Source organism: Pseudomonas sp. RW407, assembly GCF_003176655.1.
In the GTDB taxonomy this organism is placed as follows: domain Bacteria; phylum Pseudomonadota; class Gammaproteobacteria; order Pseudomonadales; family Pseudomonadaceae; genus Pseudomonas; species Pseudomonas delhiensis.
The window spans coordinates 1,456,730-1,472,121 of record NZ_QGSL01000107.1; the positions used below are offsets into that span (position 1 = coordinate 1,456,730).

Genomic DNA, 15,392 nt, shown 5'->3' on the forward strand with positions numbered 1-15,392 from the left:
TCCCGGGACCGTAGGGCGGATAACGCCTCAAGCGTTATCCGCCGTCGTCGTGGGCTCCGGCGTTCCGGCCGGCGGCGGATAACCGCGAACGGTTATTCGCCCTACGCTCAGGCCTTCTGGTCCGCCTGCCACGCCTCTATCACTTCCTGCGCCGCGCGGAAGGCGTCGATCGCTGCCGGTACGCCGGCGTAGACCGCGCAGTGCAGCAGCGCTTCGCGGATTTCTTCCACCGTGCAGCCGTTGTTCAGCGCGCCGCGCACGTGGCCTTTCAGTTCCTGCGGGCATTTCAGCGCGGTCAGGGCGGCCAGGGTGATCAGGCTGCGGGTCTTGCGCGGCAGGCCGTCGCGGGACCAGACGCTGCCCCAGGCGTTTTCGTTGACGAAGTCCTGCAGCGGTCGGGTGAAGTCGGTGGCGTTGTTCAGGGCGCGGTCGACGAAGGCGTCGCCCATCACTTCCCGGCGTACCTGTTCGCCGGCCTTGCGCTTGTCGGTCATTCGGACTGCTCCTAGTCGATGGCTTCCAGGCGCACCGGCGCCGTGCCGGTGCGCAACATGTCGAGGCGTTGCGCCGCACCGCGGGACAGGTCGATGATCCTGCCGCGGCCGAAGGGCCCGCGGTCGTTGACGCGCACCACCACGCTGCGGCCGTTGTCGAGGTTGGTGACCTTCAGCCGGGTGCCGAAGGGCAGGCTGCGGTGCGCGGCGGTGAGGGCGTGCTGGTCGAAGCGCTCGCCGCTGGCGGTCTTCCTGCCGTGGTGCGCGCGGCCGTAGTAGGACGCGGTGCCCTCGGCGCGGTAGCCGCGCGCCGAGCCGCCGTCGTACGACGAAGTGGCGCAGCCGGCCAGCAGGGCCAGGCCGCAGAGCAGGGCGAGAGAACGCAGCATCGAGCCTCCGGACGAAAAAACGCCGGGCAAGCCCGGCGTCAGGAAGAGTGGGCTCAGCTTTCGAGCTTCTTCTTCAGCAGTTCGTTCACCTGCCCGGGGTTGGCTTTCCCCTTCGAGGCCTTCATGGCCTGGCCGACGAAGAAGCCGAACATCTTGCCGCGCTTGGCTTCGTCGCTGGCGCGGTACTGTTCGACCTGCTCGGCGTTGGCCGCCAGCACCTCGTCGAGCATCTTGTCGATGGCGCCGGTGTCGGTGACCTGCTTCAGGCCCTTGGCCTCGATGATCGCATCGGCCGAGCCTTCGCCGGCGGCCATGGCCTCGAAGACCATCTTGGCGATCTTGCCGCTGATGGTGTTGTCCTTGATGCGCAGGATCATGCCGCCCAGCTGCTCGGCGGAAACCGGCGACCGGTCGATCTCCAGGCCGTCCTTGTTGAGCAGGCTGGAAAGCTCGCCCATCACCCAGTTGGCCGCAAGCTTGGCGTCGCCGCAGATGCCTTGCACCTGCTCGAAGTAGTCGGCCATCTCGCGGCTGGCGGACAGCACGCTGGCGTCGTAGGCCGACAGCCCGTACTGGCTCTCGAAGCGCTCGCGCTTCTGGTCCGGCAGTTCCGGCAGGCTGGCGCGCAACTCTTCCAGGAAGCTGCGCTCGATCACCACCGGCAGCAGGTCCGGGCAGGGGAAGTAGCGGTAGTCGTTGGCTTCTTCCTTGCTGCGCATGGAGCGCGTCTCGTCCTTGTTCGGGTCGTACAGGCGGGTTTCCTGCACCACCTTGCCGCCGTCCTCGATCAGGTCGATCTGGCGCTGCACCTCGTGGTTGATCGCCTTCTCGATGAAGCGGAAGGAGTTGACGTTCTTGATCTCGGCGCGGGTGCCGAACTCGGCCTGGCCTTTCGGGCGCACCGAGACGTTGCAGTCGCAGCGCAGCGAGCCCTCGGCCATGTTGCCGTCGCAGATGCCCAGGTAGCGCACCAGCGCGTGGATGGCCTTGACATAGGCCACGGCTTCCTTGGCGCTGCGGATGTCCGGTTCGGAGACGATCTCCAGCAGCGGCGTGCCGGCGCGGTTCAGGTCGATGCCGCTCATGCCGTGGAAGTCTTCGTGCAGGCTCTTGCCGGCGTCCTCTTCCAGGTGCGCGCGGGTGATGCCCACGCGCTTGACGGTGCCGTCCTCGAGGGTGATGTCGAGGAAGCCCTTGCCGACGATGGGGTGGTCCATCTGGCTGGTCTGGTAGCCCTTGGGCAGGTCCGGGTAGAAGTAGTTCTTGCGGGCGAAGACGTTGCGCTCGGCGATCTCGGCGTTGATCGCCAGGCCGAACCGGCAGGCCATGCGCACGGCCTCGGCGTTGAGCACCGGCAGGGTGCCGGGCATCGCCAGGTCGACCAGGCTGGCCTGGGTGTTGGGCTCGGCGCCGAAGGTGGTGGCGCTGCCGGAGAAGATCTTCGATTGGGTGGCGAGCTGCGCGTGGATTTCCAGCCCGATCACGGTTTCCCATTGCATGTGTGTCGTCCTCAGAATCCAGCCGGTGCTTGTTTGTGCCAGTCGGTCACCTGTTGGTACTGGTGCGCGACGTTGAGCAGGCGGCCTTCCTGGAAGTACGGGGCGAGCAGCTGCACGCCCACCGGCAGGCCATCGACGAACCCGGCGGGCATGGACAGCCCGGGGATGCCGGCGAGGTTGGCGGTGATGGTGTAGATGTCTTCCAGGTACTGGGCGACCGGGTCGTCGTTCTTGGTGCCGAGCTTCCAGGCCGGGTTGGGCGTGGTCGGGCCGAGGATGACGTCCACTTCGCCGAAGGCGCTGACGAAGTCGTTCTTGATCAGCCGGCGGATCTTCTGCGCCTTCAGGTAGTAGGCGTCGTAGTAGCCGGCGGACAGCGCATAGGTGCCGACCATGATGCGGCGCTTCACCTCGGCGCCGAAGCCTTCGGCGCGGGAGCGCTTGTACAGGTCCTGCAGGTCCTTCGGCTCCGCGCAGCGGTAGCCGTAGCGTACGCCATCGAAGCGCGACAGGTTGGAGCTGGCTTCCGCCGGGGCGATCACGTAGTAGGCCGGGATGGCGTGGCGCATGTTCGGCAGGGAGATGTCCCTGACCACCGCGCCCAGCTGCTTGAGCTGCTCGACCACGGCCAGCACGGCATCGGCGATGCGGCTGTCCAGGCCCTCGCCGAAGTATTCCTTCGGCAGGCCGATGCGCAGGCCGGCCAGCGGCTTGCCCAGGGCGGCCAGGTAGTCGTCCAGCGGCTGGTCGACGCAGGTGGAGTCCTTGGCGTCGAAGCCGGCCATGGCGCCGAGCATCAGCGCGCAGTCCTCGGCGGTGCGGGCCAGGGGGCCGGCCTGGTCGAGGCTGGAGGCGTAGGCGATCATGCCCCAGCGCGAGACGCGGCCGTAGGTCGGCTTGATCCCGGTGAGGTTGGTCAGCGCCGCCGGCTGGCGGATCGAGCCGCCGGTGTCGGTGCCGGTGGCGGCGGGGATCAGCCGCGCGGCCACGGCCGCGGCCGAGCCGCCGGAGGAGCCGCCGGGCACGCGGGTGGCGTCCCAGGGGTTCTTCACCGGGCCGTAGTGGCTGGATTCGTTGGCCGAGCCCATGGCGAACTCGTCCATGTTCAGCTTGCCCAGGCTCACGGCGCCGGCGGCGGCCAGGCGCTCGACCACGGTGGCGTCGTAGGGCGCGACGAAGTTGTCGAGGATCTTCGAGCCGCAGCTGGTGCGCACGCCCCGGGTGCAGAACAGGTCCTTGTGGGCGATGGGCGCGCCGAGCAGGGCGCCGGCCTCGCCGTTGGCGCGCCGCTGGTCGGCGGCCCGGGCCTGGGCGAGGGCTTCGTCGGCGGTGACGCTGATGAAGCTGTTGAGCTGCGGATCGAGCTGCTCGATGCGGCTCAGCAGGGCACGGGTCAGCTCTTCGGCGGAGAACTGTTTGTCGGCGAGGCCGCGGGCGACTTCGGCGAGGGTCAGTTGGTGCAGCATGGGTCCGTGTCCTTCCTTATTACTCGATCACTTTCGGAACCAGGTACAGGCCGTCTTCCACGGCCGGTGCGATGGCCTGGTAGGCCTCGCGCTGGTTGCTTTCGGTCACCACGTCGGCGCGCAGGCGCTGGGTGGCTTCCAGGGGGTGGGCGAGGGGTTCGACGCCGTCGGTGTCCACCGCCTGCATCTGGTCGACCAGGCCGAGGATGTTGTTCAGGGTCGCGGTGGTCGGTTGGACGTCGGTTTCCGCCAGGCCCAGGCGGGCCAGGTGGGCGATTTTTTCCACGTCGGAGCGGTCAAGCGCCATCGGGGGTCTCCAGGCTAGAGCTGCCAGCGTCGATAGGACGCATGGTCGGACGAAACGTAGGCGGGGGAACGGAACCCGCGGCGGGCGGTCCCAGGGACCGCTGGGGCAGGCCTTAAAGGCGCTGAAAGTCAAGCAATTTAACACAATGCCGCCTTGCCCAAAATCCCCGTCATTGTTAGAGTTTGCCGCACTTTTTTACCCGCGCATTTTTCACCCACGCATCGTCCAGGGTTCCCTTTCCATGTTCAAAAAATTGCGTGGCATGTTCTCCAGCGATCTGTCGATCGACCTGGGCACTGCCAATACCCTCATTTATGTGCGCGAACGCGGCATCGTCCTCAACGAGCCTTCGGTAGTGGCCATCCGCAACCATGGCAACCAGAAGAGCGTGGTCGCCGTCGGTACCGAGGCCAAGCGCATGCTCGGCCGCACCCCCGGCAACATCTCGGCCATCCGCCCGATGAAGGACGGCGTCATCGCCGACTTCAGCGTCTGCGAGAAGATGCTGCAGTACTTCATCAACAAGGTGCACGAGAACAGCTTCCTGCAGCCCAGCCCTCGCGTGCTGATCTGCGTGCCGTGCAAGTCCACCCAGGTGGAACGCCGCGCCATCCGTGAATCGGCCCTGGGCGCCGGCGCCCGCGAGGTGTACCTGATCGAGGAGCCCATGGCCGCGGCCATCGGCGCCGGCCTGCCGGTCGAGGAAGCCCGTGGCTCGATGGTCGTCGACATCGGCGGCGGCACCACCGAGATCGCCCTGATCTCGCTCAACGGCGTGGTCTACGCCGAATCCGTCCGCGTCGGCGGCGACCGCTTCGACGAAGCCATCGTCACCTACGTGCGCCGCAACTACGGCAGCCTGATCGGCGAATCCACCGCCGAGCGCATCAAGCAGGAGATCGGCGCCGCCTTCTCCGGTGGCGAAGTGCGCGAGGTGGACGTCCGCGGCCGCAACCTGGCCGAAGGCGTGCCGCGCAGCTTCACCCTGAACTCCAACGAGGTGCTCGAAGCCCTGCAGGAGTCCCTGGCGACCATCGTCCAGGCGGTCAAGAGCGCCCTGGAGCAGTCCCCGCCGGAGCTGGCCTCGGACATCGCCGAGCGTGGCCTGGTGCTGACCGGCGGTGGCGCCCTGCTGCGCGACCTGGACAAGCTGCTGGCCCAGGAAACCGGCCTGCCGGTGATCGTCGCCGAAGACCCGCTGACCTGCGTGGCCCGTGGCGGCGGCAAGGCGCTGGACATGATGGACCGCCACTCCATGGACCTGCTCTCCACCGAGTGAGGTGGGAGCCCTTGAGGGTGGTTGACGTTTTGCCGCGCACGGCGAAACATCAACCGCCTTCAATCAGCTAGGAGCTGGTCATCAAACCGCTATTCTCCAAAGGGCCCTCGCTGGGCGTGCGCCTGCTGGTGCTCGCCGTGCTTTCGGTGGGCCTGATGGTGGTCGACGCGCGTTTCGACTACCTCAAGCCCGTGCGCAGCCAGATGGGCCTGGTGCTGACCCCCTTCTATGGCGTGGCCGACCTGCCGGTGCGTGCCTGGGAAGGCGTGCGCGACCAGTTCACCAGCCGCAGCGAGCTGCTCGCCGAGAACGAGCGGCTCAAGGCCGAGTCGCTGCTGATGCAGCGCCGCCTGCAGAAGCTGGCCGCCCTGACCGAACAGAACGTGCGCCTGCGCGAGCTGCTCAATTCCGCCGCCCTGGTGGACGACAAGGTGCTGGTCAGCGAACTGATCGGCGTCGACCCCAACCCCTTTACCCAGCGCATCCTCATCGACAAGGGCGCGAAGGACGGCGTGTTCCAGGGCCAGCCGGTGCTCGACGCCAGCGGCCTGATGGGCCAGGTGGTCGAGGTCATGCCCTACACCGCCCGCGTGCTGCTGCTCACCGACACCACCCACAGCATCCCGGTGCAGGTCAACCGCAACGGCCTGCGCGCCATCGCCGTCGGCACCGGCAACCCGGAGCGCCTGGAACTGCGTTTCGTCGCCGACACCGCGGACATCAAGGAAGGCGACCTGCTGGTCAGCTCCGGCCTCGGCCAGCGCTTCCCGGCCGGCTACCCGGTGGCGGTGGTCAAGGAGGTCATCCACGACTCCGGCCAGCCGTTCGCGGTGATCCGCGCCGTGCCCACCGCGAAGATGAACCGCAGCCGCTACGTGCTGCTGGTGTTCAGCGACAGCCGCACCCCCGAGCAGCGCGCCACCGAGGCCGCCGAGGCCCAGGCCGAGGCCGACCGCCAGGCAGCCGAGGCCGCTGGCCAGGTGCCGGCGCCCGCCGCTCCAGCCGCTCCAGCCGCGCCTGCTGCCCCGGCCGCTCCGGCCCAGGGCGCCGCCCCGGCACCCGCCACGCCAGCCGCCACACCCGCGCATCCGCCGGCGCCGGCTCAGGCCGCGCCACAAAGGAACCGTCACTGATGCCCGCCCAAGGACCGCGCAATGGCTGGCTGATCTGGGTCAGCCTGCTGCTGGCGCTGCTGCTGTCGGTGGCGCCGATGCCCAGCTTCACGGAAATCGGCCGGCCGCTGTGGCTGGCGCTGTTCCTCACCTTCTGGGTGCTGATGGTGCCGCAGAAGGTGGGCATGGTCACCGCCTGGGTTTGCGGCCTGGCCGAGGACGTGCTGTACGGCAGCCTGCTCGGGCAGAACGCCCTGATCCTCAGCTTCATCGTGTTCCTGGTCATGGCCCTGCAGCAGCGCCTGCGCCTGTACCCCGTCTGGCAGCAGTGCCTGGTGCTGATGGTGGTCTATGGCCTGGCGCAACTGGTGCAGCTGTGGCTCAACGCCCTGACCGGCAACCGCCCGCCGACCCTGGCCTTCCTCTTGCCGGCGCTGGTCAGCGGCCTGCTCTGGCCCTGGGTGCTGGTGCTGCTCAAGGGCCTGTCCCAGCGCCTTAAGGTCTACTAATACCCGTCCCGCCGCTTCCCACCTGGCACGGCGCCGGGAGAGGGCGGCCGGGACTCTTCCGGGAGTCGCAGATGCCCCAGCTTTACCTGGCCTCCAGCTCGCCGCGCCGGCGCGAGCTGCTGACGCAGATCGGCCTGTCCTTCCACCTGGTTTCCGGCAATATCGACGAAACGCCCGAGGACGGCGAGACGCCGGCGGCCTACGTCGAGCGCCTGGCGCGCGGCAAGGCCCTGGCCGGACTGACTATGCTTGCCCAGAGGCCCGACGTCTGCGTGCTTGGCGCCGATACCGCGGTGGTGCTCGACGGCCGCATCCTTGGCAAGCCGAAGGACCACGAGGACAGCCTGGCCATGCTGAGCGCGTTGTCCGGCCGCCAGCACCAGGTGCTGACCGCGGTGGCGGTGGCCGACCGCGACCGCTGCGAAGTGCGGGTGGTGGCGAGCACCGTGTCGTTCCGCCGCATCGGCGAGGCCGAGGCGCAGGCCTACTGGGCCACCGGCGAGCCCCAGGACAAGGCGGGCGGCTACGCTATCCAGGGGTTGGCGGCGATCTTCGTCAACCGCGTCGAGGGCAGCTACAGCGGGGTGGTCGGCCTGCCCTTGTGCGAGACCGCGGAACTGTTGGCTGACTTCGCGATCCCTTGCTGGCAGTCTTGAAGAAGTAGCGCTGCACACGGGCGCGATAAGGAAGGGCGCATGAGCGAAGAGATCCTGATCAATATCACGCCGATGGAATCGCGCGTGGCGGTGGTGGAAAACGGTGTCCTTCAGGAAGTCCACGTCGAGCGCACGTTGCGCCGCGGGATAGTCGGCAACATCTACAAGGGCAAGGTGGTCCGCGTGTTGCCGGGGATGCAGGCGGCTTTCGTCGACATCGGCCTGGAGCGCGCGGCCTTCATCCACGCGGCGGAAATCTCCACCCGCGAGGGCAGCGCGGTGGAAAGCATCGGCGCCCTGGTCCACGAGGGCCAGAGCCTGGTGGTGCAGGTCACCAAGGACCCCATCGGCACCAAGGGCGCGCGCCTGACCACGCACCTGTCGATCCCCTCGCGCTACCTGGTGTACATGCCGCGCACCAGCCACGTCGGGATTTCCCTGAAAATCGAGGACGAGCAGGAGCGCGAGCGCCTCAAGCAGGTGGTGGCCAAGTGCGTCGAGGCCGAGGGCATCGTCGAGAAGGGCGGCTTCATCCTGCGCACCGCCGCCGAGGGCGCCGGGGAGGACGAGATCCTCGCCGACATCCGCTACCTGCGCCGGCTGTGGGACCAGATAGACGCGCAGATCCAGACGGTCGGCGCGCCGACGGTGATCTACGAGGACCTGTCCCTGGCCCAGCGCACCCTGCGCGACCTGGTCAACCCGCGCATCGAGAAGATCCGCGTGGATTCCCGGGAGAACTTCCAGAAGATCACGCAGTTCGTCGACGAGCTGATGCCGGAAATCGCCGACCGCCTGGAGCACTACCCCGGCGAGCGGCCGATCTTCGACCTCTACGGCGTCGAGGACGAGATCCAGAAGGCCCTGGAGCGCAAGGTGCTGCTCAAGTCCGGCGGCTACCTGATCATCGACCCGACCGAGGCGATGACCACCATCGACGTCAACACCGGCGCCTTCGTCGGCCACCGCAACCTCGAAGAGACCATCTTCAAGACCAACCTCGAGGCGGCCACCGCCATCGCCCGCCAGCTGCGCCTGCGCAACCTCGGCGGGATCATCATCATCGACTTCATCGACATGGAGGACGAGGAGCACCGCCGCCAGGTCCTGCGCACCCTGGAGAAGCAGCTCGAGCGCGACCACGCCAAGACCAACATCATCGGCATCACCGAGCTGGGCCTGGTGCAGATGACCCGCAAGCGCACCCGCGAGAGCCTGGTGCAGGTGCTCTGCGAGCCCTGCCCGTGTTGCCAGGGGCGCGGCATGCTGAAGACCCCCGAGACCATCTGCTACGAGATCTTCCGCGAGATCCTCCGTGAGGCCCGCGCCTACCAGGCCGATTCCTACGTGGTGCTGGCCAACCAGAAGGTGGTCGACCGCCTGCTCGACGAGGAGTCGGGCAACGTCGCCGATCTGGAGATGTTCATCGGGCGCACCATCAAGTTTCAGGTTGAGCCGATCTACTCCCAGGAACAGTATGACGTCGTCCTGCTCTGAGGCGTTTTACTGACATGGAATCCTTCGGCCACCTGTTCGCGCGCCTGCTGCGCCTGGCGCTGGGGCTGTGCGCCCTGGGCCTGGTGCTGCTGGCGCTGTACGTCAGCCTGGGGCGCCAACTGGCGCCGCTGGTGGCGGAGTACCGCGACGAGTTGGCCGAGCAGGCCAGCGCACGGCTGCGCATGCCGGTGCGCATCGGCGCCCTGGAAGGCAGCTGGCACGGCTTCGGCCCGATCATCACGGTGCGCGACATCCAGCTCGGCGAGGGCAGCGACGTCCTGCGCCTGGAGCAGGTGCGCCTGACCCCCGACATCCCCGCCAGCCTGCTGGCGCGCCAGCCGCGCATCGACAGCCTGGAGCTGCAGGGCCTGCAGCTGAGCCTGCGCGAGGGCGAGGACGGCCACTGGCAGGTCGAGGGCCTGCCGGCCAGCCCCCAGGGCAGCGACCCGCGCCAGCTCGTCGACCTGCTGCTGACGCCGCGCCGCCTGTCGCTGCTGGACAGCCAGCTGAGCCTGCTGCCGCGTGAGGGGCAGACGCTGAACCTGACCTACCTGGGCCTGACCCTGCACAGCGGCGTGTTCGGCCAGCGCCTGGACGGCCGCTTCAACCTGCCGGACGGCCAGCCGGTGGCGCTGCGGGTGGATACGCGCATCGACCGCGAGGACTGGAAGCGCAGCTCGGCCGACGCCTACCTCAGCCTGCCGCAGAGCGACTGGGCGAAGTGGCTGCCGGCGAGCCTGACGCGGCAATGGCGCATCCAGCGGCTGGAGGCCGGCGGCGAACTCTGGGCGCGCATCGACAAGGGCCAGCCGAGCGCGGCCGTGGCCAGGCTCAATGCGCCGCAGGTGCGGGCCTCCTTCGACGGCCGCGAGGCGGTGGAGATCGGCGACCTCGGCGTGGGGCTGTACTTCCAGCGCCAGGGCGACGAGATGAGCCTGCGCGTCAATGATCTGGCGGCCAACCTCGGCGAAAAGCGCTGGGGCGAGGCGGAACTGGAGCTGAACCGGCAGACCCGCGGCGAAGAACACTGGCGCCTGCGCGCCGACCGCCTGGACCTGGGCCCGCTGCTGCCAGTGGTGGAAAGCCTGGCGCCGTTGCCGGACAAGGCGGTGGAGTGGCTGCAGGGCCTGGCGCCCCAGGGCGTGCTGCACCACCTCAACCTCGACTGGTGGCCGCAGCGCCAGGGCGCCGAGCGCCTGGCCTACGGCGTGAACCTGGAGAAGGTCGGCGTCAGCGCCTTCCACGAGGTGCCGGCGGTGGCCAACGTCGACGGCACCTTCAGCGGCAACCTCGGCGGCGGCCAGCTGGACGCCTCGGCCAAGGACCTCATGCTCCACCTGGCCACCCTGTTCCCCGAGCCCTGGCGCTTCCGCACCGCCAACGCACGGCTGTTCTGGAAGTGGGACGACGAGGCCTTCACCCTCGGCAGCCACCTGATGAAGGTCGAGGGCGACGTCGGCCGGCTGGGCGGCGACATGCTGATCCGCCTGATGCACGACCACGACAAAGAGAGCTACATGGACCTGCGCGTGGGCCTGGTGGACGGCGACGGCAGCTACACCCCGCAGTTCCTGCCCACCGTGCTGCCGGAGATGAGCAAGGACCTGGCCCACTGGCTGGCCACCGCCATCAGGGGCGGACGCGTCGAGCAGGGCTACTTCCAGTGGCAGGGCTCGCTGAACAAGGGCTCGGCGCCGGAAGACCACGCCATGAGCCTGTACTTCAAGGTCCACGACGGCGAGCTGGACTACCAGCCGGGCTGGCCGGCGCTGAGCCAGGCCGAGGGCGAGGTGCTGGTGGAGGACAGCGGCGTGCGCATCCGCGCGCAGTCCGGGCGCATCCTGCAGAGCCGGGTGAGCGACGTGCAGGTGGACATTCCCCACGTGCCCAAGGGCGAGGTCTCCCACCTGCACGTCGATGGCGACGTCGACAGCAGCCTGGGCGACGGCCTGAAGATCCTCCAGGACTCGCCCCTGGGCGTGCAGCAGGTCTTCGCCGGCTGGGAAGGCGAGGGCCCGCTCAAGGGCCACCTGAACCTGGACATCCCCCTGGCCAGGGAACAGGCGAAGCAGGCGCGGGTGGTGGTGGACTTCGCCACCGAGGGCGCGCGCCTGAAGATCGCCAAGCCCACCCTGGAACTGGCCCAGCTCAAGGGCGACTTCCGCTACGACACCAACAGCGGCCTGAGCGCCAAGGGCCTCAGCGCCCAGGCCCTGGGCAGCCGCGTCAGCGGCAGCATCCGCGCCGAGGGCAGCCCGGGCAAGCCGCGTACCCGCGTGCTGGTGGGCGGCCAGGTGGCGCTGAAAAGCCTGCTCGACTGGGGCAGCGTGCACCAGGCGCTGCCGGCCTCCGGGCGTCTGCCGTACCAGCTCGACCTGCTGCTCGACGGCAAGGACAGCCAGCTGCAGGTCAGCTCCGACCTCAAGGGCCTGGCCATCGACCTGCCGGCGCCCCTCGGCAAGGCCGCCGAGGAGAGCCGCGCCAGCGACTGGCGCATGACTCTCGAGGGCCCGGAGCGGCGCTACTGGGCCAACTACGACAAGGTGGCCAGCCTGGCCTACGCCGCCCCCGCCGACAAACCCCTGGGCGGCCGCGGCACCCTGCGCCTGGGCGGCGACCCGGCGCTGCTGCCGAACTGGAACGGGGTGCAGGTGCGCGGCAACCTGGACACCCTGGACGTGGACCAGTGGCAGGCGGCGCTGAAGAAGTACGGCATCGGCGGCGTGCCCGGCGATACCCAGGGCCTGCTGCGCGGCGCCGACCTGCGGATCGGCCACTTCCGTGGCTTCGGCACCAGCCTGGATAACCTCAAGGTCGACCTCGCGCGGGTTGCCGGCGGCTGGCAGCTGGGCGTCGACAGCGCCCCGATGGCCGGCCAGGCGGTATTCCCGGACAGCGCCCAGCGGGCCATCCAGATCGACCTGGCGCGCCTGGACCTGCCGAAGAACCCCACCAACGACCTGGCCGCCGCGCCGACCATCGCCCCCGACCCGCTGGAGAAGTTCGACCCGCGCAGCCTGCCGGCGATGGACGTGGCCATCCGCCAGATCTCCCAGGGCGGCAAGCCCATCGGCGCCTGGAGCTTCAACCTGCGCCCGACCACCAGCGGCGTGGCCTTCAACAACGTCAACCTCGACCTGCGCGGCCTCAAGGTCGGCGGTACGTTGCGCTGGGAAGGGCCGGTGGGCTCGACGCGCAGTACCTTCCAGGGGCGCCTGGAGGGCAAGAACCTGGCAGACGTGCTCAAGGCCTGGGACTTCGCCCCCACCGCCACCAGCGAACGCTTCGGCCTGGACATCGACGGCAACTGGCCCGGCTCGCCTGCCTACATCAGCCTGCGGCGTTTCGGCGGGCGCCTGGCAGCCGACATGCGCAAGGGCCAGTTCGTCGACGTCGAGGGCAGTGCCCAGGCCCTGCGGGTGTTCGGCCTGCTCAACTTCAACGCCATCAACCGCCGCCTGCGCCTGGACTTCTCCGACCTGTTCGGCAAGGGCCTGAGCTACGACCGCGTGCAGGGCGTGCTCGGCGCCACCAACGGCGTCTACCTGACCCGCGAGCCGATCAAGCTGACCGGACCCTCCAGCAACATCGAGATGAACGGCACCCTCGACCTCGCCCACGACCAGATCGACGCCAGGCTGCTGGTGACCCTGCCGCTGACCAACAATCTACCGCTGGCCGCGCTCATCGTCGGCGCCCCGGCGGTGGGCGGCGCGCTCTTCGTGGTGGACAAGCTGCTGGGCGACAAGGTGTCTCGTTTCGCCAGCGTGCAGTACAGCGTCAAGGGCCCCTGGCAGAACCCCGAGATCGCCTTCGACAAGCCTTTCGAGAAACCCCGGTGAGCAGAGCCGGCGGGCATCGGTTAGGATGAAACGCAGTCGCTGTTGGAGAGACGCATGTCCATCGCCGTGATCCAGATGGTCAGCCAGGACGATGTCCCGGCCAACCTGGCCGCCGCTCGTCGCCTGCTCGAACAGGCCGCCGAGGGCGGCGCCCGCCTGGCCGTGCTGCCGGAGAACTTCGCCGCCATGGGCCGCCGTGACCTGGCCGAGCTGGGCCGCGCCGAGGCCCGGGGCGAGGGGCCGATCCTGCCGTGGTTGAAAAGCGCCGCGCGCGACCTCAGGTTGTGGATAGTCGCCGGTACCCTGCCGTTGCCGCCGGACGGCCAGCCCGAGGCCAAGGCCAACGCCTGCTCGCTGCTGGTCGACGAGCGCGGCGAACGGGCGGCGCGCTACGACAAGCTGCACCTGTTCGACGTGGACGTCGCCGATGCCCGCGGCCGCTACCGCGAGTCCGACGACTACGCGTTCGGCGGCCAGGTGGTGGTCGCCGATACCCCGGTCGGCCGCCTGGGTCTGACGGTGTGCTACGACTTGCGCTTCCCCGAGTTGTACACCCGGCTGCGCGAGGCCGGCGCCGAGCTGATCAGCGCGCCCTCGGCCTTCACCGCGGTGACCGGCCAGGCGCACTGGGAAGTGCTGATCCGCGCCCGCGCCATCGAGACCCAGTGCTACCTGCTGGCGGCGGGGCAGGGCGGGACGCACCCGCGCGGCCGCGAGACCTGGGGCCAGTCGGCCATCGTCGACCCCTGGGGGCGCATCCTCGCCGAGCGCGACAAGGGCGAGGCGGTATTGCTGGCCGAGCGCGACAGCGCGGAACAGGCGGCGGTCCGGCAGCGCATGCCGGTGGTCCGCCATCGAAGATTCTACCCGCCGGCCGTACCCGGACCGGCGCCTACGGAGTAGCCATGAGCGAGTTGTTGTCATCCGTCAGCCAGCACCTGCTGGCCCCCGGCGGCCTGGACGTCGACGGCCTGCAGCCGATCCTGCACGAGCTGAGCGGCCCGGGCATCGACGCCGCCGACCTGTACTTCCAGAGCCAGGTCTCCGAGTCCTGGATGCTCGAGGACGGCATCGTCAAGGAAGGCAGCTTCCACATGGACCAGGGCGTGGGCGTGCGCGCCCAGTCCGGCGAGAAGACCGGCTTCGCCTACAGCAACGCCATCACCCCCGACGCCCTGTCCCAGGCGGCGCGCGCCGCGCGCTCGATCTCCCGGGCCGGGCAGAACGGCAGGGTGCAGGCGTTCAAGGCGGTCGCGCCGACGCGCCTGTACGCCGGCGAGAACCCGCTGGACGTGCTCAGCCGCGCCGAGAAGGTCGAGCTGCTGCAGAAGATCGACGCCGCCACCCGCGCCCTCGACCCACGCATCCAGCAGGTCACCGTGAGCCTGGCCGGCGTCTGGGAACAGGTGCTGATCGCCGCCACCGATGGCTCGCTGGCCGCGGACATCCGCCCGCTGGTGCGCTTCAACGTCAGCGTCATCGTCGAGCAGAACGGCCGCCGCGAGCGCGGCGGCCACGGCGGCGGCGGGCGTACCGACTACCGGTTCTTTCTGGAAAAGAATGGCCTCAATGAATCCCGCGCCATGTCCTACGCCCGCGAGGCGCTGCGCCAGGCCCTGGTCAACCTCGAAGCGGTTCCCGCGCCGGCCGGCACCCTGCCGGTGGTGATGGGCGCCGGCTGGTCCGGCGTGCTGCTGCACGAGGCGGTGGGTCACGGCCTGGAAGGCGACTTCAACCGCAAGGGCAGCTCCGCCTACAGCGGGCGCATCGGCGAGAAGGTGGCCTCCAGCCTGTGCACCATCGTCGACGACGGCACCCTGGCCGGGCGCCGCGGCTCGCTGTCGGTGGACGACGAGGGCACCCCGACGCAGTACAACGTGCTGATCGAGAACGGCATCCTCAAGGGCTACATGCAGGACAAGCTCAACGCCCGCCTGATGGGCGTGGCACGCACCGGCAACGGCCGCCGCGAGTCCTACGCGCACCTGCCGATGCCGCGCATGACCAACACCTACATGCTGGCCGGGCAGAGCGAGCCGGAGGAGATCATCGCCTCGGTGGAGAAGGGCATCTACTGCGCCAACCTCGGCGGCGGCCAGGTGGACATCACCAGCGGCAAGTTCGTCTTCGCCAGCAGCGAGGCCTACCTGATCGAGAACGGCAGGATCACCCGCCCGGTGAAGGGCGCGACCCTGATCGGCAACGGCCCGGAAGTGATGAGCCGGGTGTCCATGGTCGGCAACGACATGGCCCTGGACAGCGGCGTGGGCACCTGCGGCAAGGATGGCCAGTCGGTACCGGTGGGCGTCGGCCAGCCGACGCTGAAGATCGACGGCATCACC

Annotated in this window: 13 protein-coding genes; 8 read left to right on the top strand and 5 right to left on the bottom strand. The window is 69.1% G+C overall.

The genetic code is table 11. The features are described from left to right. Positions 1–107: 107 nt before the first annotated feature. Genes DK254_RS30765 through gatC form a run of 5 tightly spaced genes read right to left on the bottom strand, consistent with a single transcriptional unit; the run spans position 108 to position 4,155 of the window. Positions 108–494, bottom strand: coding sequence for a carboxymuconolactone decarboxylase family protein (locus DK254_RS30765; RefSeq protein ID WP_109936865.1), 387 nt, complete (start codon positions 492–494; stop codon positions 108–110). An 11-nt stretch (positions 495–505) separates the two neighbouring features. Next, entirely contained in the window at positions 506–883 is a 378-nt protein-coding gene (locus tag DK254_RS30770) for a septal ring lytic transglycosylase RlpA family protein (protein WP_089390595.1), read from the bottom strand. A 53-nt stretch (positions 884–936) separates the two neighbouring features. Continuing rightward, positions 937–2,382 carry an Asp-tRNA(Asn)/Glu-tRNA(Gln) amidotransferase subunit GatB gene (gene gatB / locus DK254_RS30775; RefSeq protein WP_109936866.1) on the bottom strand — a complete coding sequence of 482 codons (1,446 nt, stop codon included), beginning with the start codon at positions 2,380–2,382 and terminating at the stop codon, positions 937–939. Between the two features lie 11 nt (positions 2,383–2,393). Next, positions 2,394–3,848 carry an Asp-tRNA(Asn)/Glu-tRNA(Gln) amidotransferase subunit GatA gene (gene gatA / locus DK254_RS30780; protein ID WP_109936867.1) on the bottom strand — a complete coding sequence of 485 codons (1,455 nt, stop codon included), beginning with the start codon at positions 3,846–3,848 and terminating at the stop codon, positions 2,394–2,396. 19 nt (positions 3,849–3,867) lie between these two features. Then, complete coding sequence (gatC, locus tag DK254_RS30785) at positions 3,868–4,155, bottom strand: Asp-tRNA(Asn)/Glu-tRNA(Gln) amidotransferase subunit GatC (RefSeq protein WP_109936868.1); 288 nt, start codon at positions 4,153–4,155, stop codon at positions 3,868–3,870. Positions 4,156–4,396: 241 nt separating this feature from the next. Here gatC and mreB point away from each other — a divergent pair, with 241 nt between their 5' ends. The 8 genes from mreB to tldD all read left to right on the top strand — a co-directional run. Further along, positions 4,397–5,434 carry a rod shape-determining protein MreB gene (gene mreB, locus DK254_RS30790; RefSeq protein ID WP_009617768.1) on the top strand — a complete coding sequence of 346 codons (1,038 nt, stop codon included), beginning with the start codon at positions 4,397–4,399 and terminating at the stop codon, positions 5,432–5,434. An 80-nt stretch (positions 5,435–5,514) separates the two neighbouring features. Further along, positions 5,515–6,567, top strand: a complete 1,053-nt coding sequence (mreC, locus tag DK254_RS30795) for a rod shape-determining protein MreC (RefSeq protein ID WP_109936869.1) — start codon at positions 5,515–5,517, stop codon at positions 6,565–6,567. Further along, entirely contained in the window at positions 6,567–7,055 is a 489-nt protein-coding gene (gene mreD, locus DK254_RS30800; RefSeq protein WP_109936870.1) for a rod shape-determining protein MreD, read from the top strand. The genes mreC and mreD overlap by 1 nt, the downstream gene beginning before the upstream one ends. 71 nt (positions 7,056–7,126) lie before the next feature. After that, the gene (locus DK254_RS30805; protein ID WP_109936871.1) at positions 7,127–7,711 is read left to right on the top strand and encodes a nucleoside triphosphate pyrophosphatase; all 585 of its coding nucleotides are present in this window, start codon (positions 7,127–7,129) and stop codon (positions 7,709–7,711) included. Between the two features lie 39 nt (positions 7,712–7,750). Next, positions 7,751–9,208 (top strand): ribonuclease G, encoded by a 1,458-nt coding sequence (rng, locus tag DK254_RS30810; protein WP_109936872.1) that lies wholly within the window; start codon positions 7,751–7,753, stop codon positions 9,206–9,208. Between the two features lie 14 nt (positions 9,209–9,222). Continuing rightward, complete coding sequence (locus DK254_RS30815) at positions 9,223–13,050, top strand: YhdP family protein (protein ID WP_109936873.1); 3,828 nt, start codon at positions 9,223–9,225, stop codon at positions 13,048–13,050. A gap of 54 nt (positions 13,051–13,104) precedes the next feature. Continuing rightward, positions 13,105–13,953, top strand: coding sequence for a carbon-nitrogen hydrolase family protein (locus DK254_RS30820; protein WP_089390604.1), 849 nt, complete (start codon positions 13,105–13,107; stop codon positions 13,951–13,953). A 2-nt stretch (positions 13,954–13,955) separates the two neighbouring features. Next, positions 13,956–15,392 (top strand): metalloprotease TldD (tldD, locus tag DK254_RS30825; RefSeq protein WP_109937359.1); only part of this gene is annotated, 1,437 nt, incomplete at its 3' end.

Coding starts and splice junctions, on each gene's coding strand:
- DK254_RS30765 (WP_109936865.1), bottom strand. CDS start 494: ATGACCGACAAGCGCAAGGCCGGCGAACAGGTACGCCGGGAAGTGATG.
- DK254_RS30770 (WP_089390595.1), bottom strand. CDS start 883: ATGCTGCGTTCTCTCGCCCTGCTCTGCGGCCTGGCCCTGCTGGCCGGC.
- gatB (WP_109936866.1), bottom strand. CDS start 2,382: ATGCAATGGGAAACCGTGATCGGGCTGGAAATCCACGCGCAGCTCGCC.
- gatA (WP_109936867.1), bottom strand. CDS start 3,848: ATGCTGCACCAACTGACCCTCGCCGAAGTCGCCCGCGGCCTCGCCGAC.
- gatC (WP_109936868.1), bottom strand. CDS start 4,155: ATGGCGCTTGACCGCTCCGACGTGGAAAAAATCGCCCACCTGGCCCGC.
- mreB (WP_009617768.1), top strand. CDS start 4,397: ATGTTCAAAAAATTGCGTGGCATGTTCTCCAGCGATCTGTCGATCGAC.
- mreD (WP_109936870.1), top strand. CDS start 6,567: ATGCCCGCCCAAGGACCGCGCAATGGCTGGCTGATCTGGGTCAGCCTG.
- DK254_RS30805 (WP_109936871.1), top strand. CDS start 7,127: ATGCCCCAGCTTTACCTGGCCTCCAGCTCGCCGCGCCGGCGCGAGCTG.
- rng (WP_109936872.1), top strand. CDS start 7,751: ATGAGCGAAGAGATCCTGATCAATATCACGCCGATGGAATCGCGCGTG.
- DK254_RS30815 (WP_109936873.1), top strand. CDS start 9,223: ATGGAATCCTTCGGCCACCTGTTCGCGCGCCTGCTGCGCCTGGCGCTG.
- DK254_RS30820 (WP_089390604.1), top strand. CDS start 13,105: ATGTCCATCGCCGTGATCCAGATGGTCAGCCAGGACGATGTCCCGGCC.